We start from the raw sequence: 23,382 nt of genomic DNA, 5'->3' as shown, positions 1-23,382 counted from the left end.
GACTATCGACCGTTGACTAAAAAATCAATCTTTTTTGTCATAAATTGGGTCGTACTTCAAGCCGTATTTATCCAATACATCTTGTGGCACACCATCCCATTGATTCGGGCGATTTCCTACATAACCCAAAGCATCAAAACCCATTTGAGTGGTGAAATAACCTGCCACTGTCAAGTTTCTCATTTGTGTAAAAAACGATGCTCCTTGTGTATATTCTGGTTTTACATCATTCGGATAGGCAATTTCATCAACAATCTGGATTCTTTCTTTTGCCGAACACAAAGAAAACACCTTACCGAATTGCTTCAAACAAACATTATCCAACCATTTCAAACCACCACGAAGCGGAGTCTGATACGCAGGTTGGTCTTTTGCCATAAACTCGATATAAGCAGGTACGCCCGCTTGCGTAGCACTGCCCGATTTTGCATCAGCGGGCATAATAATATCGCACAAAATACCTATGGTTGTCAATTCAGCAGCCGTAAAAAACTTTTCGGCCATTAGTTTTTTATCACGTTCAATCTCTTCGGGTACACGTGCTGGCGTGGTTTTAAAAGGCTTTGGGTCTGGAGCAGCCGCTACCAAGTCGGTAGTTGGTAAAGCAGCCATCCCGAAAGTGCCTAAAGATATTGCTTTTAATGTATCTCTACGTTTCATGTTTTTTCTTGAAATTAAAAAGTCTTACAAATTCTTGGCTTTCACTTGGTCGATGATGTAATCTGAAGTACGCCACGAACTTGCCAAGATTGTCCAAGTAACGTTTTTATCACCTTGCGAAACAAACGGAGCCGCATCAACCACAAACAAGTTTTTCACATCGTGTGCTTGTTGCCATTTGTTCAATGCCGATTTTTTAGGGTCATTGCCCATACGAACCGTTCCAACTTCGTGGATAATCTCACCAGGTTGTGCCAAGCCATAGTTGGTACTCGCATCTGGCTTTTTACCTAAAGCAATACCACCCATTTCGTGGATAATCTGCTCAAACGTATCCTGCATGTGTTTAGCTTGCTTGATTTCGTTTTCACTCCATTTGTAGTTGTAGCGAAGCGTCGGAATACCGTATTTATCAACATTATTTGGGTCGATTTCGCAGTAGTTTGATTCTAATGGAATAGGTTCTCCACGTCCAGCCATACCGATATACGCACCGTACGTACGAATTACGTCTTCTTTCAAAGTCGAACCGTAGCCACCAGCACGTTTTTTATTACCATTTTTATCAGTATAAAGTCCGTTTACACGCTCAATTCCACCACCAAATCCACCACCTGGCATTCCCATACCACCACCATACTCGATGTGATAACCACGAGGGAAGTCCAATTTTTTGTTATCCAACCACCACGGAGTAAATACGTGCATACCACCAACACCGTCTTCGTTGTAGCGTTTTCTATCCATTAAGGCAGGAATAAATGCCGAACGGCTCGCACCAGTCGAGTCATTGAGGTATTTACCCACAACTCCACTATCGTTGGCCAATCCTTTTTGGAATCTTGAAGATTTTGAGTTTAAAAGAATACGGGCAGTTTCGCAAGTACTTGCAGCCAAAACTACAATTTTACCTTTGATTGTATATTCTTTCAAGTCCATTTTATTGACATACGAAACACCAGTTGTTAGGCCTGTGTTTGCATCGGTCAATACTTCACGCACCATTGCGTTATTTATCAAAGTCAAGTTACCTGTTTTTGCGGCAGGAATACAAAGTACCGAAGATGCCGAGAAGTCAGCGTAGGCTTGACAAGCACGACCACATTGACCGCAATAGAAGCACGAACCACGAGAATCGTTGATTGGCTTAGTAAGCATGGCCATACGAGAAGGAATTACAGGAATTCCGATACCCGTAGCTGCTTTTTTAAGCATTAATTCGTGCAAACGTGGTTTGGGAGGAGGTAAAAAAATACCATCTGGCTCGTTTCGGATACCTTCTTTTGTACCGAAAAGACCAATCATTTTATCAACTTTATCGTAATATGGAGCAAGGTCTTCGTAGTCGATTGGCCAGTCGTCGCCGATGCCAGTCAAAGAACCTCTTTTGAAATCATCAGGACCGAAACGCATCGAAATACGTCCCCAGTGATTGGTACGTCCACCCAACATTCTTGAACGAAACCAACGGAATTGCGTACCTTGAGCAGCCGTATATGGCTCACCTTCGATGTCCCAGCCTCCCCAAGCAGCATCAAAATCTCCAAATGGACGAAGACGAGTACTTGCTCCACGACGAGGCGATTCCCAAGGGTTTTTCATTTGAGTAATATACTTTGGGTCAGCGGGGTCGAAGTAGCCACCTGCTTCCAACAAACAAACTTTAGCACCAGCTTTTGCGAGTTGATACGCTGCCATACCACCACCGGCTCCCGAGCCAACAATGACAACATCATACACTTTAGCCTGCTCTTTAATCTCGAATAAGTTCATTTTTTATTAGGGATGAAATAGAAATTTAATTGCTTTTAGAATCAAAATACTAAAATAGAAACTTTTCTTTTTATTTTGATAAGAAGTAGAAATATTATTTTTTAAAAAAATTTAATTTAGACAATATAGATATTAAAAAAGGCTCAAATCGAGCCTTTTTGTAGAGCAATTTAGAAAATTGCTCCCAACACAATTTGGAAAATTGTGCTACTCTATGATTGTTAGATTTGCTTCGTTTTCGAGCTTTATTTGTGGTTTTTCTTTATAAATACTCACAATTCCCTTTACTTTTATTGATTTACCTTGCAAAGCAGCTTCTGTAAATTTCCCTTTTGAGATTACTTCGCCTTCAACAACTACGGTTACATCATTACTTGGGTGGGGTTTATCAATGTTCAATAAAAGCATATCGCCCGTTGGTCTTTGAAAAAGTCTTGAACCAGCAACTTTACCCGTCAAGAAAACTTCTTTACCAACAAAATCTTTGGCTTGCGAAGCCGTGATGGTTTCTTGTGAAAAAGCTGAGAAACCAATACAAACGAGTAATACCAGAAATAGATTTTTCATGTTAATTTTAAAAATGGCTTAGATACAAATTTTCCACAAAGCTATCATTTCAAAATCTCTCGTGCAATCACAAGTTTTTGAATTTCAGAAGTCCCTTCGTAAATCTGTGTAATTTTGGCATCACGCATGAGGCGTTCTACGTGGAATTCCTTTACATAACCGTATCCACCATGAATCTGAACGGCTTCGGTAGTTGCCCACATGGCCACATCAGATGCAAAAAGTTTAGCCATCGCTGCTGATTCTACGTAATCTTTGCCCTCATCTTTTTGGCGAGCGGCTTTATAAACTAACAAACGAGCGGCTTCGATTTTGGTTGCCATTTCGGCTAATTTAAACTGAATCGCTTGGTGTTCGCTGATGGCTTTACCAAATGATTTACGTTCTTTTGAATATTTTACGGCTAATTCATACGCACCTGCTGCAATTCCGAGAGCTTGTGCTGCAATACCTATTCTTCCACCATTGAGGGTTGTCATGGCAAATTTAAACCCAAAGCCATCAGCTCCGATTCGGTTTTCTTTTGGCACTTTCACATCAGAAAACATCAAAGAATGTGTATCTGACGAGCGAATCCCCATTTTATCTTCTTTCTTCCCAACCACAAATCCTTCTGTGCCTTTCTCAATAATCAAGGCATTGATTCCTTTGTGCTTGAGTTCGGGGTGCGTTTGAGCAATTACCAAACAAACCGATGACGTTCCACCATTGGTAATCCAGTTTTTTGTGCCGTTTACTAAATAATAATCACCTTTGTCTTCGGCAGTTGTTTTCTGCGAAGTTGCATCTGAGCCAGCTTCGGGTTCAGATAAGCAAAATGCTCCGATAATTTCGCCCGATGCGAGTGGCTTTAAATATTTTTGTTTTTGTTCTTCTGTTCCAAACTCTTCTAAACCCCAACAAACCAACGAGTTATTGACCGACATAGCCACCGAAGCAGAAGCATCCACTTTCGAGATTTCTTCCATCGCCAGTACATACGAAATCGTGTCCATGCCACCGCCGCCGTATTCGGGCGAAACCATCATTCCCATAAAACCCAGCTCACCCATTTTTTTGATTTGCTCATACGGAAACACAGAATGCGTATCTCGCTCGATGGCAGTAGGTAAAAGTTCGTTTTGGGCAAAATCACGAGCAGCGGCTTGCACTGCCAAATGTTCTTCGGTTAGGTTAAAATTGATACCTTCTATCGTAGTTGCTGCCATAGTTTTTATTTGGTTTTGTAGTTTGTATTGTTGATGAATCAAAGTTATATAAAAAAATATTAGTATGCAAGCATACTAATATTTTGAAGGTTTTTATGTTTTTAACTCTTATAATTTCGTCAAATGCTGTACACCATCTAAGAGTCTATCTAAATCTCGAAGTGAGGTATAAACGTGCGGGGTAACTCTCACGCCGTCGAGTTTTTCCCATTTGGTTGGCGAAGTATGTATTTTGAATTTGGCGAATAGCTCGCCTTCCATTTTTCCTGCTTCTAAGCCTTCTACACTAAAATGTGCCAATGCTCCCGAAAATTCGGGCTTTAGCGAAGTGTTCATTTTGATTTTAGGCATTTTTGTGGCTTCTTTTGCCCAATAATCTTTTAAGAAACGTAAACGAGCTTCTTTTCTTGCATTGCCGATGGCCAATTGAAAATTTAGGGCTTGTCCGATGGCTTGCTCAATCATGAATGGACGAGTGCCGAGGTTTTCAAATTTTCGGATATTGTCAGAGTTGGGTTTATCGTTGGGAATAAGCGGGAAAATTTTACTGATTTTTTCTTTTTTCACCCAAAGCATTCCAGAGCCGATAGGGGCAGAAAGCCACTTGTGCAGACTTGTTCCGTAATAATCACCCCCCAAATCAGGAATTTTGTATTCGAGATGAGCGAATGAATGGGCTCCATCAATCAAAACTTCGATGCCTCGTTTGTGGGCTTCGTCGGCAATTCGTTTGGCAGGAATAACTTGTCCATTCCAGTTCATAATGTGCGTTATATGCACAATTTTGGTGCGTGAGGTCATTTGCTCGACATATTTCTTGACGATGAGGTCTGCATCTTCGGCAGGTAGGTCAAGTTCTACATAATTGATTTTTAGTCCGTCACGTAATTCTCTTTGTCGCCATGCGTGTAGCATATTTGGGTAATCGTAGCGAGTCATTACTATCTCATCGCCACGTTGTAAAGGCAGTCCCATAATTACGGTGTCGATGGCTTCCGTTGCATTTCGGTTGATGGCTATTTCTTCGGGTGAAACTCCTGCATATTTTGCCAGATTTTCACGCAGTGGTTCTCGGCCTTGGTCCATGATTCGCCACATATAATAACTGGGTGCTTCGTTGGCGAGTTTATTATATCTATCAACGGCATTTTGTACTACCATTGGCGATGGACTCACACCTCCGTTATTTAGATTAATAATTTGTGGCGAAACGGTGTAGGCTTGCTGAATTTGCCACCAATAATCTTCGTCGGTTGCCAGTTCGAGGGCCGATTTTTCGGGTTTGTAAGCAGCCAAAGTCAGCAATTCTTCTTTTGAAAAAGCCTTTAACGATGGAATAAGTGAGGTACTGGCAAGCATGGCGGCTTTGCTCAAGAAACTACGGCGTGAGGGCATGGTTTAGGGAGGTTTTAGTTTTGATGAGTTTAGGGAAGTGAATTTATAGAATTATGCTGATAAAAAAATGAGTTGTACTCAATTTTTTGCTTTTGAAAGCTAAAATAGAGTACAACTCATTATGTTTTACGGCGAACAGGATGTTCGCCCCACAGGTATTTTACAAAAGTTTTTTCTTCAAATATTCGATAGCCATTCCGTAGGCTTCTTTGGCTTTGGCTTCATCGTATTTTGGATTACTTGGATTGGCAAATGCGTGGTCAGCTTCAAAGATTTTGTAATTGAGGGTTTTGCCAGCAGTTTTCATATTTGCTGCAAATTCTTCGATTACTGCTTTTGAAATCCATTGTTCAGTTGCGAAAAGACCAAGTACATCGGTGTTCAACGTTTTTAACTTTTCAACGTCTTTTACTGGCATTCCGTAGTACATTACCGAGCCAACAGTTTGCTTTCCACCAATGATAGCCGATTTTAATGACCAGCCACCACCGAAACACCAACCTACGTTAGCAACTTTGGCTTTTTTACCAGCAAACTGTAAGCCACCTTGCACAATGTTTTCGAGACGAGCCTCAACCACACCTTGCATATATTTTCCTGCTTCGCTGGCGTCAGTGGCTAATTTACCATCATACATATCAAGAGCTAAAACGTTTACATTTCCACCTAAATCTTTGTAGAAAACATCGGCTTGACGCTTGATGTGGTCATTTAATCCCCACCATTCTTGATATACAAAAAGCCATTTGTCCGATTTTTTCGTAGATTTTACAAAATAGGCATTTGCTTTTTTGCCGTCTGGTGTAGCAATCTCTATCATTTTTCCACCAACTTCGCTTGTGTGCTTATAAACGATTGGTGCCAAGTGAGAGGCAATAAAGGCTTTATCAGAAGCAAAAACGCCCATGTTGCCATCGTTGCTGGCAAAAACCAATTCGCAACAACTTTGTGAGAAACTAAGAGCTGAGATACTCGCAAAAGCAAGTGTAAAGAGGAGTTTTTTCATTTTAATATAAAATTAGATGTATATACATATATAAACGACAATTTGCGGCAAAAGGTTTATAATAAAAAGAGAGAAAACATCGAATGCCTTCTCTCTTCTTCTAAAAAACTAATATTTAATTTGATTATACTTTTCTTTTCGCCACTAATTTCTTTCCTGCATCAAGCAATTGGTCGATTTCGGTATAGCCCAAAAACATTTTTACTACTTTACCTGTATTTGGGTCAATGAAGAATAACGATGGATAACCTTGTACTTCATATATACTTGAAAGTCTTACACCTTCGTCGCTTTCCATATCAATGGCTGCATTAACAAAGTTTTGGTTGAAAAACTCTCCTAAGTTTTTGTCAGGAAAAACCCTCGCTTGGAGCATTTTACAAGGTCCGCACCAAGTTGTGTAAGCATCCATAAAGATAAGTTTCTTTTCGGCCTTCGCTTTTTCAAGAATTTTTTTCCAAGATGCTTCGGTAAATTTTATGCCTGTGGCACTATTGCTATGCTGTGCATAAGTAGTTACGCTGAAAAATAGGCCAATGAGAGCAACAAAAACGGTTTTCTTCATTTTAGTGTTAGTTTTTTCCCGACAGCCAAAAGGCCTTCGTGTGAAAGGTTAATAATTGATGTTAATAACGTACAGAAACAAGTTTTTAGTTTCTTTGATAACGAAAAAGCAAGATTTAGGCCAAAATTAAGTTTGATTTCACCCCGCCCAATTCTCTCTATCTAAACTACGGTACTGAATGGCTTCAGCTAAATGTTCGATTCTGATTTCATCACTTCCTGCCAAATCGGCAATCGTTCGGCTTACTTTCAGAATGCGGTCATACGCACGAGCCGAAAGACCGAGGCGTTCCATTGCTTTTTTGAGTAGTGCCTTTCCTGCTTCGCCAATATCACAAATTTCTTTTACCATTTCTGGTGGCATCATGGCATTTGAATGTATTTCTGAGTAATTCTCAAAACGCTTGGTCTGAATCTCACGGGCTTTTACTACTCGTTCTCGAATCTCGGCCGACGTTTCGTTTTTACGAGTTGAAGCAATTTGGTCGAAACTTACAGGAGTCACTTCTACGTGCAGGTCTATTCTATCCAAAAGAGGCCCAGAGATTTTATTCAAATACTTCCCAACAGTTCCTGGCGGACAAGTACAATCTTTTTCGGGATGATTATAATAGCCGCACGGACATGGGTTCATGCTGGCAATGAGCATAAAGTTAGCGGGAAAATCAACGGCCTGTTTTGTACGAGAAATAACAACCTTTCGCTCTTCGAGTGGCTGACGCATTACCTCCAAAACAGTTCGTTTAAACTCTGGTAATTCATCTAAAAACAAAACACCATTATGAGCCAAAGAAATCTCACCAGGCTGTGGAAAACTTCCTCCTCCAACCAAAGCTGCGTCAGAAATTGTATGGTGTGGCGAACGAAATGGACGACGAGCAATTAGGGTAGCTTTCACACCCAATTTTCCTGCTACCGAATGAATCTTTGTGGTTTCGAGTGCTTCGTGGAGAGTAAGTGGCGGTAAAATTGACGGCAAACGCTTCGCCAACATAGTTTTACCCGCTCCAGGAGGGCCAATCATGATTACATTGTGTCCTCCAGCGGCAGCAATTTCCATAGCTCGCTTGATGTTCTCTTGCCCCTGTACGTGCGAGAAATCGGCATCGTATTCGCCAACCGAATTGAAGAAGATATCTCGTGTATCGGTCACCAAAGGTTCAATTTCTTTCGTTCCTGTCAGAAACTCAATGGCTTCGGTGAGCGTATTTACTGGAATAACATCTAAGGCATTGACGATGGAGGCTTCCATTGCGTTTTCAGCAGGAAGAATAAAACCTTTGAGTTTGTTTCGACGAGCTTCGATGGCAATCGGCAAAACGCCTTTGATTGGTCGAAGTGTGCCATCTAAGGCCAGTTCGCCCAAAATAACGTATTCTTCTAAGTTTTTGCTTGTTCTGATTTGTCCTGAAACAGCCAAGAGTCCCAACGCCATTGGTAAATCATAGGCCGAACCTTCTTTACGAATATCGGCAGGTGCGAGATTAATGACAGTTTTTTGACGAGAAATCTGATAATTACAGTTTTTCAAGGCGGCATCTACTCGTTGTTGGCTTTCTTTAACCGCCCCATCGGGCAAACCAACAATTGCCATTCCTGTGCCTTGCACTACGCTTACTTCGACCGTAATTAAAGTTGCATTGACACCATAAACAGCAGCCCCGAAGGTTTTTGACAGCATAAGTTTTTGTTTTTTGTATGAACTCGAAATTAAATCATGATTTACTGAAATTGCAAGGTTTGGCAAAATTTATTATAAAAATGACCACATTCCGAACAACTGTTGATTAGGTTTTTATATTTGTATCTCATAAAATAATATCCTCATGAACTTTTTTTCGGGTCAAAAATTTTGGAAATTTATTGCAGGTTGTATTAGGTTTTGGTTGGGTTTTATCTTGCTTACGGCTGGTGTGGCCAAAATGTTTAATGGGCATTTTATTGGCATTATCGGCCCTGTTTGGTTAGAAACAGAACTGGAAAAATACAATTTGGGTATTTATGCTGTCTTTATTGCCTACTCGCAAATCGTTGTTGGTTTTATGCTTCTGGTGAAGCGTTTCGCTACTTTGGGGGCAATAATGGCGATTCCGATGTTTGCAAATATTCTAATGGTGACGATTTCGCTACACTGGCAAGGTACACCTTATGTGGTTGCGTTCTTTCTTTTGTGCAATTTGTATCTGCTTGTTTATGATTTTTATAAAATCAAATTTTTGCTTACCGATGAAGTTGCTCCTCTAAAAGTAATCCCCATCCAACGCCACGATATTCGGCTTGATGCACTTTATATCATCGGTTTGCTTATTATTTTGGTAGCGGTTTCACTCCGAAAATTTCTTGATAGTTTTGCCCCAACACTGGCTTATGTGGGGCTTGGCTCATTTGTCTTGGTTTATGCTTACGGCTATTGGAAAAACAAACGAGCATAAAAAAAGCCCCACCGAATTTTGTTCGATGAGGCCACGATTCTCTAAAATATCTCTTATTGTTCCCAACGCCAATCTTTGCCAATAATCAATTCGTTTTTGAGGTTTTGTTTAATCAAAAACTCTTTGGTTTCTTGGTCATTCATTTTTTTCACTGGTAAAGCCTCGGCTTCGGCCAAAGCATAAAGCATCATGGCCGTAAAGCGAACATTGTTATTGATTTGTTTTTTATCAATCAAATCGAAACGGTCGCAGTTTGCGTGATAGCAATTATAAGCTTTTACTGGAAAACTTCCCGATGGCGAACAAACTGGCACGCCCTCAATCATAAATGGCTGATGGTCAGAGTGCAAGCCCGCAGAGTTTGGATTTACGTTTGAAAAAGTAGAATCAACATCCTTGATTTTCTTACCGATTTCATCAAAAAACTTACGTAGCTCAGGGCGACCCATCGCATTGAAACCTTTGGCGTTATTGACCATATCAAGATTAACCATTAACTGAACTTGGTCGATTTTTCCTTCTTCTTTATATTTTTTCACCATTGCCTTCGAGCCAAGCAAGCCTTGTTCTTCACCCATAAACATCACAAATTCGATAGTACGTTTTGGTCGAAGATTCAATGATTGGAAAACTCTGGCAATATCCAATACCGTAAATGAGCCAATGCCATTATCCATTGCCCCAGTTGCCAAATCCCACGAATCTAAGTGACCACCGATAACAATTTTCTCTTTTTTGTATTTTTTCGAGCTTCCTGGAAGCGTCGCAATTACATTTCTGGCTCTGATTGGTCGGCTGAAATTTCGCATATCAATCACGGCCAACAAATTTGGTTCTTCTTTTATCCATTTGCGAATCGCTTTGCCACTTTCTACCGAAATACAAACCGCAGGAATTGGAATCAACTCGCCTGTTACTGAGGCTGTTCCTGTCAAAAGTACTCCACCATCAACCGCATTGGCGATAATTACACCCGAAGCACCGTATTTAATGGCCAAAGCTGTTTTTTCGGAACGGTGCAGATTCTTCTTTCCTTTATTTTCTGGCGATTGAATATTGATATTGAATAAGGCAATTTTTCCTTTTACTTCGGCTTTTACTTTCTCAAAATCAGACTCAACACCATCGCCACAATCAACGATTGGCCCTTGTAAATGCGAAGAAACTGGCGAGTGAGCCAAAGCCACTACTTCTACATCACGAAAATTATCACTTCCCTTCGGTACGATTGCCAAACTTACGGTATCTCTCGCCCAAGACTCTACTTCAAATGGCATATACTTTACATCTACAAAACCATATTCTTTAAATAATTTATAAGCATATTCTTCGGCTTTTTTGCCGTTAGTGCTTCCTGTAAGTCGATGGCCGATGGTTGATGTTGCTTCGCCGAGCGTTTCGTACGAACGGCCACGATAAAGCACATCTTGGTTGATTTTAATAAATACGTCTTCAAGACTATCTCGCTTTATTTTGAACGAAGAAAGAGCAGCAATGATTACTAAAATTATAATAACAAAACTCTGTTTTTTCATTAGATTTATTGATGGTTATAATTTGTATAGATGACAATTTTGGATTCTATCCGTAATATTAATTGTAAAAATCGTTATTTTTTTATTTTTCTACAAAATGTCTGCATTTTTTCCTTCAATCAGTATTTTCACACAAAATATTTTTAAGCAAACGATAGAAAATATCCTTTACTTTTGTTCTGTTTCTTTAAAATAGTGTTTCAAAAATATCAATATTCGATAATATATTCTTCAAAAATATGAGTATCCATTCAAGCATGACAAATATAGGCCTAACAGCCCCAAGTGTAGCAGTAAAACCCAAAGAAATAATTACCCACAACCACACTCGTATCGACAATTATTATTGGCTCAACGACCCCGAAAATCCTGATGTGATTGCGTATCTGAATGCCGAAAATGAGTATTTAGCTCAAGTAATGGCTCCTGTAAAGCCTTTGCAAGAAAAGCTTTTTGAGGAAATGAAAGGCAGAATCAAAGAGCAAGATGAGTCGGTTCCTGTAAAAGATGGTGAATACTTTTATTATGTAAAATATGTAGAGGGCGGAGAATATCCTATTTATTGTCGAAAAAAAGGCACTCTCGATGCCGCCGAAGAAATTCTGCTCGATGGCAATGAAATGGGAAAAGGCAAAAAGTATTTCAGTATTGGTGGCTACGAGATTACAGATAATGACGAAATCATTGCCTATGGTGTCGATACCGTAAGCCGAAGAAACTACACAGTACGCTTTAAAAATCTAAAAACTGGCGAAATTTATAAAGACCAAATCAAAAATACCGAAGGAGGAAGTTACGCTTGGGCAGCTGATAATCAAACGTTTTTCTACATTTTACGTGACCAAAAGACCCTATTGGGCTATCAAGTGTGGCGACATATTTTGGGAACTGACGTAAAAACCGATGTTTTGGTTTATGAAGAAAAAGACAACCAATACTACATGGGTCTTTACCGAATGAAATCGAAAAAATACATTGCTATCGGCAGCGACCATAACGGAATTGCATCTGAATATCAGCTTTTGGAAGCAGAAAATCCAACTGGCGAATTCAAAACTTTTCTCCCTCGTGAGCGTGGACACGAATACGATATTGAGCATTTTGAGGATAAATTTTACGTAAAAACCAACACTGACAGTGCTTTTAACTTCAAATTGATGGAAGTTGACGAGCAGGAAACAAGCGATAAATCGAAGTGGAAAACCGTTATTGAGCATCGTCCAGAGGTTTATTTAGAAGGAATTGAGGTTTTTAAAAATCATTTAGTAGTTCAAGAGAAAAATCAAGGTATTAGCCAGCTTCGTATCATCAATCATGCTACAAAAGCAGAGCATTATCTCAACTTTGGCGAACCTGCTTACGATGCAAATATTGGTTCAAACCCAAGTTTTGATACCAACATTCTTCGTTATAGCTATACTTCATTGACTACTCCAAACTCAACATTTGATTATGACATGAACGCCCAAACCAAAGAATTAAAGAAACAACAAACGGTTTTGGGCGGATTTGATAAAGAGAATTATGTTTCGGAAAGAGTATTTGTAACCGTGCGTGACGGAGCAAAAGTACCCGTTTCGATTGTTTACCGAAAAGGCACAAAACTTGATGGTACCGCTCCTCTTCTGCAATATTCTTATGGCTCTTATGGCTATTCGACCGATGCAACTTTTGGTTCGAGCCGCTTGAGTTTACTCGACCGTGGTTTTGTGTATGCCATTGCCCACATCAGAGGCGGCCAAGAAATGGGTCGTGAATGGTACGAAAACGGAAAGATGTTCAAAAAAATGAATACTTTCTATGATTTCATTGACTGTTCGGTTTTTCTAATCAAAAACAACTATTGTAGCCCCGAAAAACTTTTTGCACTCGGTGGCAGTGCGGGCGGGCTGCTGATGGGAGCCATCATTAATCTTCGACCAGACCTCTATCGTGGCGTGGTAGCAGCCGTGCCTTTTGTCGATGTCGTGACGACGATGCTCGACGAAACGATTCCACTCACAACTGGCGAATTTGAAGAATGGGGAAATCCGAAAAATAAAGATTCGTATGAATATATGTTATCTTATTCGCCTTACGATAACGTCGAGGCAAAGGATTATCCCAACTTGCTCGTAACCACGGGGCTACACGATTCGCAAGTACAATATTTTGAGCCAGCCAAATGGGTAGCCAAACTCCGAACCATGAAAACCGATAATAATTTATTATTGATGCACACTAATATGGAGGCTGGACACGGCGGAGCATCGGGCCGATTTGCCTCGCTTAAAGAAGTTGCAATGGAATATGCGTTCATTATTGACTTGGCAGGAATTTTTGAATGACATTAATGGCCGATTAATCATTTTTGGCAAAATAATATAGTTTTTTGTAGAAATTTCTAACAATTTTTTTTTTCTTTGCTAAAGATTACGTTTAGATTGTGACATAAAATCCGTTGATTAGTCCAATTTTAATATTATTTCTTAGAAGAAAACAATAAAATTCCCCCAACATGAAGAAGGTAACATTCCTTTTTGTAGCGTTATTGACATTATCGCTAACAACTCAGGCACAAGATTCTTGTAAGGTGTGTAAACCTTACAAATGGGAAGTTGGTATTCCCCTTGGTGTCAATCAGTATTTTGGTGATATGCACTGTAGTAAACCGTATGCTTCAGCAAACAGCATTATGATTGGTGCTTTTGTTCGTCGTCATATCAACGACTATTTTGCATTACGTGCCCAACTATTGTTTGGACGATTGGCAGGAAATGACCTTGACCAACCAGACGGCCGATGGAATTATCGTCGTTTGAAATTTACATCACCATTAACTGAATTATCTTTATTAGGCGAATTCTACCCTTTGAAAGAAAGAAGATATACTTGTGACGGAACTTTCCGTAAAACACTTTCTCCTTACCTCTTCGGTGGTATCGGAGCGGCGTTTACAAACCCAACAGTTGTTGCACAAAACGCAGCTTTACAAGACGACGACCCTCGTAAATATGTTGTAGCTCGTTTGTTCGACCAAGACCAAGCAAATTTGAAAAAAGCGGCTTTGGTTCTTCCTTTTGGTGTTGGTTTGAAATACAATGCTGCTGAAAGATGGACTATCGGTGCTGAAGTTGGCTATCGTTATGCTTTCTCTGATTACTTAGATGGTACAAAACTTTCTACAACAGCACTTGGAACAGGCACAGCATTTGAACCAAACGGAAAATCATATAACGATGGTTACTTAGTAGCTAACTTACTTGGTTCATACCGTTTTGGCGATAAAGACGGTGATAAAGATGGTGTTGTTGACCGTTGTGATGCTTGTCCAACTGAAAAAGGTTTACGCAAATTCCAAGGTTGTCCTGATACTGACGGTGACGGTATTCCTGATAAAGATGATGCTTGCCCAACTCAAGCTGGTCCAATGGCATTGAAAGGTTGTCCTGATACTGACGGTGATGGTATCGCTGATAAAGATGATGAGTGTCCAACACAAGTTGGTACAGTAGCATTGAAAGGCTGTCCTGACCGTGACAAAGATGGTGTAGCTGACAAAGACGATGCTTGTCCAGATGTTGCTGGTGTGAAAGCATTGAAAGGTTGCCCAGATTCAGATGGTGACGGTATCGCCGATAAAGATGATGCTTGCCCGAACGAAGCTGGTCCTGCTTCATTGAACGGTTGCCCTGATACTGACGGTGACGGTATCGCTGATAAAGATGATGCTTGTCCAACAATCAAAGGTGTAGCTTCAGCAAAAGGTTGCCCAGACCGTGATAAAGATGGTGTTGCTGATGCACAAGATAAATGCCCAGACTTAGCTGGTTTAGCATCAAACGATGGCTGCCCAGAGGGTTATGTAAATGGTAAATTAGTACCAAAAGGTTACAGAACAGCAAGTGGTTGTGAAATTTCACAAGCAGAATTGGATGAATTGACTTTCGCAGCTCAAGGAATCGAATTCTATAGCGGTACAAACAAATTGAAACCAGCTTCATACAAAAAACTTGACAGAGTTTGTTCGTTATTGCAAAGATGTCCAGATAGTATCTTACACATCTCAGCATTCAACGATGGAGCAAGTTCAGCAACAAACCTTCGTTCGGCTAAGCTTCGTGCTTGTGCGATTTACGCTTATTTCTTAAAGAAAAAATGTATCAGCAAAGCTCGTATGACTTATGAAGGTCAAGGAGATGAAGACCCAAGTACAGATTATACTACACCAGATGGTAAAAAATCTAATACTCGTGTTCAATTCCAATTGAGATAAGATGTAAAACAATTTTAAAGATTGTTTAGATATAGAAAAGAGCAGAAGCCAATGGTTTCTGCTCTTTTTTTGTGCAGAATTTATCCTACATTTGCAAACCAAACACCAATATGAATGGAGTACAAAATCCTCAGCGACGAACTATTAGTCAAACTCTTACGTGTAGGAGAGCAGGATGCGTTTGAGGAAATCTACCGAAGATACTGGCAAAAACTGTTGCGTTCGGCACAATTCAAGCTTCGTTCAAAAGAAACCATTGAAGAGATTCTGCAAGATTTGTTTATCAGCCTTTGGGAAAAACGAGAAAAAGTTTTGATTGAAAACCTTGAAGCATATCTAAATACTTCGCTCAGATACTTAATAATCAACCAAATCAAGAAGCAGATTTTGCAGGAAAAATTTGTTGAATATTCGCTCAAGAAAAACGAGCTAACCGATGATGTTGATGAATCTGTGGCATTTAATGAGCTTTCGGTAGCTATCGAAAAAGCCATTGAGCAACTTCCCGAAAAAACACAACAGATATTTCGCCTTAACCGACTTGAATATAAATCTGTCAAAGAAATTTCGGTGTTATTAGAAACTCCCGAACGCACCGTTGAGTATCACATCACTCAGGCTCTTAAAGCTTTACGAATTCATCTTCGTGAATTTATTACCCTTTCGGTGGTACTTTCTCTCCGTATTTTCGGCTTCCTCGAAAACTGATTTATTCATTTCCCCGATTGTACTTTTTAGAGAATTTTTCTCCTAATCTACCATTTTGTATAATTATTCAAAGAATTTATAAAACTATTTGCGGTTAACTGCGAATAAATTGACTTATACCTAAAACCAAGAAAAATAATATGAATCGTCAATCATTTGCTATTCTTCTAAATAAATACCTCAATGGAGAATGTTCGGACGAAGAGCAACAAGTTGTAGAACAGTGGTACGAACTACTTGAGGAAGTTCCCGATAGTAAATGGAATATCAAGGAATTAGAAGAAAAACTGTGGCAAAAGATTAAAGGGCAAGCTTTTGAAGAAGAAACCGAAGTTGTGTCGCTTAGTTTTTGGCAAAATAATCGTTTCAAAATCGGCATTGCGGCATCTGTTTTACTTATGCTCGGAGCTTTTGCTTGGTTATACACTCAAAAAGAGGCCTTTTCTACTACTATTTCCACACAACAAAGCACGCCAAAAGGTATGCTTGAAATTCAGAACTTTTCGAATCAAGCAAAGAAATTAACCTTAGAAGACGGCAGTCAAGTTACGCTTCAGCCCAAAAGTAAATTAAGTTATCCAGAACATTTCAATGCCGACAAACGAGAGGTTTATCTAACTGGTGAAGCATTTTTTGAGGTAGAGAAAAACCCACAAAAGCCATTTTTTGTGTATTCGGGCAAAGTCACTACTAAGGTTTTGGGTACGAGTTTCTATGTGAAAAACCTTGATGGGGTGAAGAAAATTGAGGTTGAGGTAGTTTCGGGAAGAGTTTCGGTTTATGAAAAAGAAGAAAATGAGGGCAAACAAGGCAACGGAGTGGTTCTGTTGCCGAATCATAAGGCCACATTTTTTGCTGAGAGCAATCTATTTGTGACCAATATCGTGGCCAATCCGATTATTCAAACAACTAAGATTCAAGATACGAAGGTCTTTTTTGAATTTGATGATACTCCAATGAGTGAAGTGTTGAAAAAACTTCGTGAAGCCTACGGCCTTGAGATTATTGTAGAAAACGAGATAATGAATAACTGCATTCTTACAGCTGATATTACGAAACAACCACTTTACACAAAACTAGATATTATCTGTGCCGCAGTTGGAGCAACTTACGAAGTAAAAGGAACAACGATTCTGATTAATGGCAAAGGCTGCGAATAAATCGAACAAATTAAGTAATCAATATTTTTCAACCTTAAAATTTAACCTAAACAAAATATGCAAACCTAAACTATGACAAACCTCTCCTTTAATTTTGGCACAAAAAAAGCCGACAATGTTACGAGCATTGCCAGCTTCAAATGTAAGCCCTCTTTGATTAGTTACGAGCTAATTTCTCACGCAAAATGAGTCGAGGGTGTGTTTTGCAAAATCTTCTAAAAATCTAACAAAACAGTTCAAAAGTATGAAAAAAACTCAACAAACCAGTCATTTACTACTGACTATTATGAAAATCTCGCTTTTACAGCTTACGTTGGCGGTACTGTTTGTGGGAGTTTCTTATGCCTTCGATAGCAAGGCACAAGAGGTACTCAACAAGTCGGTATCGCTCAAAGTTGAAGACATGAAGCTTCGCATGGTGCTAAGTCAAATCGAGCAGCAGACCGATGCCAAGTTTGTTTATAACTCGAAGGCTATTCAAGCCGACCGCAAAGTTTCGTTGAATTTATCGGATAAAAAACTATCTGATTTTTTAGAACTGGCACTTAAACTCTATCAAGTTTCGTATAAAATTATTGGCGGACAAATCATTCTTAGCCCAGTCGTTACCGAAAAGAACATTAAAACCAGTTCGGTAGAGCAACCGGCATCAAGAGAAGAGAAAGTAGCCACTGCGATGATTGACAAGTCAATAACAGGAACGGTAAACGATGAAAGTGGCTCGGGGATTCCTGGGGTTAGTGTAACGATTAAAGGAACATCGAAAGGAACAAACACCGATGGTAACGGAAAGTTTAAGATTGATGTACCTAACGAAAATGCGATTTTGGTTTTTTCGTTTGTTGGCTACTCTAATCAAGAGCTTCAAGTTGGTAATCAATCCGTTATCCATGTTACACTAAAAAATGATGTGAAATTACTTTCGGAAGTAGTTGTGGTAGGTTATGGTTCACAAAAGAAAGCCAATTTGACGGGTGCTGTTGATATGATTTCGAGCGAAGTGTTTGAAAATCGCCCGATAACTAACGTCAATCAAGGTCTTCAAGGGGTTTTGCCTAACCTTAATATCAAAATGGGCGACGGAAAACCAAATCAAGCACCAAGTTTTAATATCAGAGGTACAACCTCAATCGGACAAGGAGGAAACGCCTTAGTGTTGATTGATAACGTAGAAGGTGACCCAAGTTTGATTAACCCAAGCGATATTGCAACGATTACGTTGCTAAAAGATGCCGCCTCCGCCTCAATTTATGGAGCAAGAGGGGTATTTGGTGTGGTTTTGATTACAACGAAGAACCCAACTGCTGGCAAAACGAATATCACTTATTCGACAAATTATTCATTAAAGAAGCCGATTGCTGTACCGGATTTAGTAACCGATGGATACACTTGGGCATCGATGTTTGCCGAGTCGTTTGTGAACTTTCAAGGTACTTTTCCGCAAAATGTGAATAAAACGCTCAAATTTTCGCAAGCATACCTCAACGAAATCAAAAGACGCTCAGAAGTTGGTGGTTTGCCAGAAGTAGAGGTTGACCCCGTAACGGGCGAGTATATGTACTACGGAAGCACTGATTATTACGGTATTTTATATAAAGATTTCACGAACTCAAAAGAGCATAATTTGAGTATTTCGGGAAGCAGCGATAAAGCAAGTTATTTGCTAACTGGCCGCTATTTTGGTCAAGATGGCTTATTTAGATATAATTCTGACGATTATCGAGTATTAAACTTTACAGGAAAAGGTTCTATTCAGCTTTATCCGTGGTTGAAAATCAATAATATGTCGCAATATTCTGATATGAAATACCACAACCCACTCAATGTAGGTGAAGGTGGTGGTGTTTGGAGAAATATTGCCGATGAAGGCCACCCGCTTTCGCCATTAATGAATCCTGACGGAACGCTAACATTTTCGTCGGTTTATAGTATTGGTGATTTCTATTATGGCAAAAATGGTATTGATAACAACAAAAAAGTTTTCAGAAATACCAGTGGTTTTGCGGCTCAGTTTTTCAGAGATAAATTTAGAGTCAAAGGTGATTTTACGATTCAGAATACCGATAACAACGACCGAACGAAGGCTGTGCCAGTACCGTACAGCACAAAACCTGGTGTGATTTCGTACGTCGGAACTACAACCAACTATCTCAATGATGTTTATCGTGAAACGGCCTATATGACCACCAACCTTTATACTGAATACGAAAATACCTTCAAAAACGACCATTATTTGAAGTTTTTGGTGGGTTATAACTACGAACAATCAAATTTCAAGCGTCTTTCTACCCAACGAAATGGCCTTATCTTTGAAGATGCCAATGATATAAACTTGGCTTTGGGTCAAGCAATCGTAACGCAGGGCGGCTGGGAAAGATGGAAGATTCAAGGCGGTTTTTCGAGAATAAACTACTCGTACAAAGACCGTTATTTATTTGAAGTAAACGGACGTTATGATGGTTCATCAAAATTCCCTGCTAATCAACGTTTTGCTTTTTTCCCTTCTTACTCAGTTGGTTGGAGAGTTTCGAGAGAATCTTTTTGGAAAGTTCCAGAAAATATCATTTCTGATTTGAAACTACGTGCCTCTTATGGCTCGCTCGGAAATGGAAATATTGGCTCTTATGCTTATTTAGAGCAATTCGCTATTTCTCAATCATCAGTTATTTTAAACGGACAAAAGCCACAGCAAACAAGAAACCCTACGGTTTTGCCTGAAGGCTTAACTTGGGAAACAGCAACCACTAAAAATATTGGTATTGACTTAGCAATGTTATCGAATCGCTTGAATTTTGTAGCCGATGCCTACATCCGAACTACGACCGATATGTTTACTGTTGGTTTGACTCTTCCTGCTGTTTTCGGTGCTGATGCTCCAAAAGGAAACTATGCTGATTTAAAAACTAAAGGTTGGGAAATGATGCTTTCGTATCGTGATAAATTCTCGGTTGGGGCAAAACCTTTCAATTATGATGTGAGATTAACGCTTGCCGATAATACTTCGGTGATTACGAAATATAATAACCCACAAAAATTATTGAGTGATTATTATGTAGGACAAACTTTGGGCGAAATTTGGGGCTATACAACTGAAGGATTCTTCACATCGGCTGAAGACGTGAAAAACAGTGCCAGCCAAAACCTTTTCCGCACAGCTTCGAGCGGACTTTGGTTTCCAGGGGATATTAAATTTAAAGACACCAACGGCGACGGACAAATTACACCTGGTACAAACAGAATTGAAAACCCAGGAGACCGCTCTATTATCGGAAATTCTGCACCAAGATATACCTATGGTATTATGCTCGGTGCCGATTGGAATAATTTCTTTTTCTCGGCATTCATACAAGGGGTTGGCAAGCAACAGTGGTATCCAAGCCGTGAGGCCAATTTATTCTGGGGGCAATACAATCGACCTTACGGAGGAATTCCCGAAAGTCAGTTAGGTAATATTTGGACAGAACAAAACACAGATGCTTATTTCCCAAGATATGTTTCACGTATCGCAAGTAACGCTAATGGTACATTGGCTGCTCCGCAGACAAAATACCTACAAAATGTAGCATATATGCGTCTGAAAAACATTCAATTAGGTTATAATTTATCAAGAACAGTATCTTCAAAAATTGGAGCAGCGGCAGCAAAAGTTTATGTTTCGGCCGAAAACATCTGGTCTTTATCACCACTTTACAAAATCACCCGTGATTTCGACGTAGAAAGTGCAGTGGCATCAGACCAAGTATTCTCACCAGGTGGCAATGCCGGTGATGCGTACAATTATCCAATCATGAAAAGCGTAACGCTTGGTTTATCTATTACATTCTAATTCCGATACAATTATGAAACTCAGATATATATTCATTTTATTAACAGCAATACTCTTTATTGGGTGTGATTTGGAGGAGCTTCCCGAGGCAACCACTACTAAAGGGCCAATTTTTGGTAGCGAAAGTGGCTTGATTTTATACACAAATTCGTTCTATTCGATGCTGAATGGCAAAAACCTTCATCGTGCCGATGCCATGTCAGATTACTTAGCTCGCAAAGATACCCCAGCATTTATCACTGAGGGAAATTACAGTGCTCAAGTAAGTACGGGTTGGAGTTGGAGCGATTTGAGAAACATCAATTACTTCATTCAAAACTGCAATGACCCGAAAGTGCCAGTAGCCGTTAGAAAAAACTATCTCGGAATTGCTAAATTTTTCAGAGCTTGGTTCTATTTCGATAAAGTAAAAAGATTCGGCGATGTGCCTTGGATTGGCAAACCTCTTGATGTTTCGGATACTGATTTATTAATGAAAGGTCGTGACTCTCGTGTAATGGTTATGGACTCGGTTTTGGCCGATTTAGACTATGCTTGCTTAAATATCACGTCAAATAGTGAAGCAACCCGTAGTTTAGTTACAAAATATGTGGCTTATGCTTTCAAAGCACGTGTGGCTTTACATGAAGGTACATTCCGTAAATATCACAAAGGTCTTGGTCTTGAAGCATCGGCTGCGGGTTTACTTAATCAAGCTGCGGTAGCAGCCAAAAAGGTTATCGACGAAGCGGGTTATAAACTTTATGATGGTGCTGGTGTTGATAAGTCTTATCGTCAAGTATTCATTAATCCTGCCCCAATTGGTACAGAAGTAATGCTTTCGGCAGTTTGTGATTTGGCACTAAATAACCTAAACGACGGTAACTGGTACTGGACAAGTGGAACTTACGGCGATAAAGCCAGCTTTATTCGCACTTTTATCAATACATATTTGAAAGCAGACGGCACACCATATACCAACGACCCTGCTTACAAAACCATGTTGTTTAAAGATGAGGTAAAAGGACGAGACAAAAGACTTGCTCAAACAATTCGTGTAGGCGATTATAAACGCACAAACAATGGTGCTTTGGTTGCTTCTCCACCACTTTTCTCTTATACATTTACGGGTTATATGCCAATTAAATGGACGCTTGATGATATGTATTATGATACTCGTGACCTTAATATCAACTCGGTTACGATTTTCAGATACGCTGAAGTTCTTTTAGCTTATGCTGAAGCAAAAGCCGAATTAGGAACACTTACAGATGCCGACTGGGCATTATCTATTGGTGCATTGAGAAAAAGAGCAGGAATTACTGGTGGCTTGACAACCAAACCAACAGTGGTTGATAATTACTTAAAAACCAATTATTTTCCAGAGATTTCTGACCCTGTTCTTTTGGAAGTACGACGTGAAAGAGGCATCGAATTATGTTTAGAGGGCTTCCGTTTTGATGATATTGTAAGATGGAGAAAAGGTGAATTGATGAAAATGGAATGGAACGGTATGTATATTCCAAGCCTAAATACACCATTAGACCTTAACGAAGATGGTGTTTTGGATGTGGCTTTTTACAAAAATACCGCTCCAACAAAAGTTTCGGGAGTTACTTATGTGGAAGTTACACCAACGATTGCAGGAAAACCTAATTCGCAATTAATTTCGGGTGATACTTCAGGCGAATTGACTTGGTTGAATAATGTTCCGAGAATCTGGCTTGATAAACATTATTACTATCCAATTCCAACGGGCGATATCATCACTAATCCAAATCTGAAACAAAATCCAGGTTGGTAATTGATTCTTGACACTTCATCAACAAAAAGAAAGCTTACTGGAATTTTCAGTAAGCTTTCTTTTTATATAAATTTACAACGGATATTTATCAACCATAAACGTAAAAGCTATGTTATCAAAAATCTCGGTTTTAGCATTTTTTCTTTGTATTTGTAGCTACATTTCATCAAAAGCCCAAACTACGAACCTTACTCCACAAGAATTTATCGCTAAGGTAAAAACTACCAAAGATGCCCAACTACTTGATGTACGCACTCCGCAAGAGTGGGAAGCGGGCAAAATTGCCTCTTCTAATTGTATCAACTTCAATGATGTGGCATTTAAGCAGCAAATCGAAAAATTAGATAAAAACAAGCCTGTTTTTGTTTACTGTGCAGCAGGTGGACGCAGCAGTAAAGCTGCTCCAATCTTGCAACAAGCTGGTTTTAAGTATATCTATAATTTAACTGGCGGCGGCTATAAGGATTTAGCCAATGCTGGTTTAAAGTAAATTTGTTTAAACCACAGAGG

17 protein-coding genes are annotated in these 23,382 nt (G+C 39.6%); 8 read left to right on the top strand and 9 right to left on the bottom strand.

Going from position 1 to position 23,382, the window contains the following annotated elements; all coding sequences use genetic code 11:
- Positions 1–24: 24 nt before the first annotated feature.
- The 8 genes from IEX65_RS16905 to IEX65_RS16870 form a co-directional block, all read right to left on the bottom strand.
- Positions 25–660: a gluconate 2-dehydrogenase subunit 3 family protein gene (locus IEX65_RS16905; protein WP_188767536.1), complete on the bottom strand. Its 636-nt coding sequence runs from the start codon at positions 658–660 to the stop codon at positions 25–27.
- Between the two features lie 24 nt (positions 661–684).
- Positions 685–2,433 (bottom strand): GMC oxidoreductase, encoded by a 1,749-nt coding sequence (locus IEX65_RS16900; RefSeq protein WP_188767535.1) that lies wholly within the window; start codon positions 2,431–2,433, stop codon positions 685–687.
- 207 nt (positions 2,434–2,640) lie between these two features.
- Positions 2,641–3,000 carry a hypothetical protein gene (locus IEX65_RS16895; protein WP_188767534.1) on the bottom strand — a complete coding sequence of 120 codons (360 nt, stop codon included), beginning with the start codon at positions 2,998–3,000 and terminating at the stop codon, positions 2,641–2,643.
- A 44-nt stretch (positions 3,001–3,044) separates the two neighbouring features.
- Positions 3,045–4,184 (bottom strand): acyl-CoA dehydrogenase, encoded by a 1,140-nt coding sequence (locus IEX65_RS16890; RefSeq protein WP_188767615.1) that lies wholly within the window; start codon positions 4,182–4,184, stop codon positions 3,045–3,047.
- Positions 4,185–4,316: 132 nt separating this feature from the next.
- Positions 4,317–5,603, bottom strand: coding sequence for an aminotransferase class V-fold PLP-dependent enzyme (locus tag IEX65_RS16885; RefSeq protein ID WP_188767533.1), 1,287 nt, complete (start codon positions 5,601–5,603; stop codon positions 4,317–4,319).
- Positions 5,604–5,763: 160 nt separating this feature from the next.
- A complete protein-coding gene (locus tag IEX65_RS16880) occupies positions 5,764–6,609 on the bottom strand; it encodes a dienelactone hydrolase family protein (protein WP_188767532.1) in 846 nt (281 codons plus the stop codon).
- A gap of 124 nt (positions 6,610–6,733) precedes the next feature.
- Complete coding sequence (locus IEX65_RS16875; RefSeq protein WP_188767531.1) at positions 6,734–7,174, bottom strand: thioredoxin family protein; 441 nt, start codon at positions 7,172–7,174, stop codon at positions 6,734–6,736.
- Between the two features lie 138 nt (positions 7,175–7,312).
- Positions 7,313–8,854: a YifB family Mg chelatase-like AAA ATPase gene (locus IEX65_RS16870; RefSeq protein ID WP_188767530.1), complete on the bottom strand. Its 1,542-nt coding sequence runs from the start codon at positions 8,852–8,854 to the stop codon at positions 7,313–7,315.
- Positions 8,855–8,999: 145 nt separating this feature from the next.
- Here IEX65_RS16870 and IEX65_RS16865 point away from each other — a divergent pair, with 145 nt between their 5' ends.
- Complete coding sequence (locus tag IEX65_RS16865; RefSeq protein ID WP_188767529.1) at positions 9,000–9,605, top strand: hypothetical protein; 606 nt, start codon at positions 9,000–9,002, stop codon at positions 9,603–9,605.
- A gap of 53 nt (positions 9,606–9,658) precedes the next feature.
- Here the strand turns inward: IEX65_RS16865 and IEX65_RS16860 are convergent, their stop codons facing one another.
- On the bottom strand, positions 9,659–11,140 hold the full coding sequence (locus tag IEX65_RS16860) for a M20/M25/M40 family metallo-hydrolase (RefSeq protein WP_188767528.1): 1,482 nt from the start codon (positions 11,138–11,140) through the stop codon (positions 9,659–9,661).
- A gap of 239 nt (positions 11,141–11,379) precedes the next feature.
- Here IEX65_RS16860 and IEX65_RS16855 point away from each other — a divergent pair, with 239 nt between their 5' ends.
- From IEX65_RS16855 to IEX65_RS16825, 7 genes are all read left to right on the top strand, one after another.
- Complete coding sequence (locus IEX65_RS16855; RefSeq protein ID WP_229250729.1) at positions 11,380–13,467, top strand: S9 family peptidase; 2,088 nt, start codon at positions 11,380–11,382, stop codon at positions 13,465–13,467.
- Between the two features lie 170 nt (positions 13,468–13,637).
- Positions 13,638–15,395 carry a DUF6089 family protein gene (locus IEX65_RS16850; protein ID WP_188767526.1) on the top strand — a complete coding sequence of 586 codons (1,758 nt, stop codon included), beginning with the start codon at positions 13,638–13,640 and terminating at the stop codon, positions 15,393–15,395.
- 114 nt (positions 15,396–15,509) lie between these two features.
- Entirely contained in the window at positions 15,510–16,103 is a 594-nt protein-coding gene (locus IEX65_RS16845) for a sigma-70 family RNA polymerase sigma factor (RefSeq protein WP_188767524.1), read from the top strand.
- 140 nt (positions 16,104–16,243) lie between these two features.
- A complete protein-coding gene (locus tag IEX65_RS16840) occupies positions 16,244–17,263 on the top strand; it encodes a FecR family protein (protein WP_188767522.1) in 1,020 nt (339 codons plus the stop codon).
- A 244-nt stretch (positions 17,264–17,507) separates the two neighbouring features.
- The gene (locus IEX65_RS16835) at positions 17,508–21,089 is read left to right on the top strand and encodes a TonB-dependent receptor (protein ID WP_229250727.1); all 3,582 of its coding nucleotides are present in this window, start codon (positions 17,508–17,510) and stop codon (positions 21,087–21,089) included.
- Positions 21,090–21,102: 13 nt separating this feature from the next.
- Positions 21,103–22,872, top strand: coding sequence for a RagB/SusD family nutrient uptake outer membrane protein (locus IEX65_RS16830; RefSeq protein ID WP_188767520.1), 1,770 nt, complete (start codon positions 21,103–21,105; stop codon positions 22,870–22,872).
- 109 nt (positions 22,873–22,981) lie between these two features.
- On the top strand, positions 22,982–23,362 hold the full coding sequence (locus IEX65_RS16825) for a rhodanese-like domain-containing protein (RefSeq protein ID WP_188767518.1): 381 nt from the start codon (positions 22,982–22,984) through the stop codon (positions 23,360–23,362).
- Positions 23,363–23,382: the final 20 nt, after the last annotated feature.

The sequence above is a fragment of the Emticicia aquatilis genome (assembly GCF_014644295.1).
Taxonomy (GTDB): Bacteria; Bacteroidota; Bacteroidia; order Cytophagales; family Spirosomataceae; genus Emticicia; species Emticicia aquatilis.
Note: the sequence above shows the minus strand (reverse complement) of the source record. Positions and strands in the feature narration are given on the sequence as shown.

Bases quoted from the DNA above. Each gene is read 5' to 3' on its own strand.
- IEX65_RS16850 (WP_188767526.1), top strand. From the start codon at position 13,638: ATGAAGAAGGTAACATTCCTTTTTGTAGCGTTATTGACATTATCGCTA.
- IEX65_RS16825 (WP_188767518.1), top strand. From the start codon at position 22,982: ATGTTATCAAAAATCTCGGTTTTAGCATTTTTTCTTTGTATTTGTAGC.
- IEX65_RS16865 (WP_188767529.1), top strand. From the start codon at position 9,000: ATGAACTTTTTTTCGGGTCAAAAATTTTGGAAATTTATTGCAGGTTGT.
- IEX65_RS16880 (WP_188767532.1), bottom strand. From the start codon at position 6,609: ATGAAAAAACTCCTCTTTACACTTGCTTTTGCGAGTATCTCAGCTCTT.
- IEX65_RS16860 (WP_188767528.1), bottom strand. From the start codon at position 11,140: ATGAAAAAACAGAGTTTTGTTATTATAATTTTAGTAATCATTGCTGCT.
- IEX65_RS16885 (WP_188767533.1), bottom strand. From the start codon at position 5,603: ATGCCCTCACGCCGTAGTTTCTTGAGCAAAGCCGCCATGCTTGCCAGT.
- IEX65_RS16895 (WP_188767534.1), bottom strand. From the start codon at position 3,000: ATGAAAAATCTATTTCTGGTATTACTCGTTTGTATTGGTTTCTCAGCT.
- IEX65_RS16845 (WP_188767524.1), top strand. From the start codon at position 15,510: ATGGAGTACAAAATCCTCAGCGACGAACTATTAGTCAAACTCTTACGT.
- IEX65_RS16855 (WP_229250729.1), top strand. From the start codon at position 11,380: ATGAGTATCCATTCAAGCATGACAAATATAGGCCTAACAGCCCCAAGT.
- IEX65_RS16835 (WP_229250727.1), top strand. From the start codon at position 17,508: ATGAAAAAAACTCAACAAACCAGTCATTTACTACTGACTATTATGAAA.
- IEX65_RS16830 (WP_188767520.1), top strand. From the start codon at position 21,103: ATGAAACTCAGATATATATTCATTTTATTAACAGCAATACTCTTTATT.
- IEX65_RS16905 (WP_188767536.1), bottom strand. From the start codon at position 660: ATGAAACGTAGAGATACATTAAAAGCAATATCTTTAGGCACTTTCGGG.
- IEX65_RS16840 (WP_188767522.1), top strand. From the start codon at position 16,244: ATGAATCGTCAATCATTTGCTATTCTTCTAAATAAATACCTCAATGGA.
- IEX65_RS16875 (WP_188767531.1), bottom strand. From the start codon at position 7,174: ATGAAGAAAACCGTTTTTGTTGCTCTCATTGGCCTATTTTTCAGCGTA.
- IEX65_RS16900 (WP_188767535.1), bottom strand. From the start codon at position 2,433: ATGAACTTATTCGAGATTAAAGAGCAGGCTAAAGTGTATGATGTTGTC.
- IEX65_RS16870 (WP_188767530.1), bottom strand. From the start codon at position 8,854: ATGCTGTCAAAAACCTTCGGGGCTGCTGTTTATGGTGTCAATGCAACT.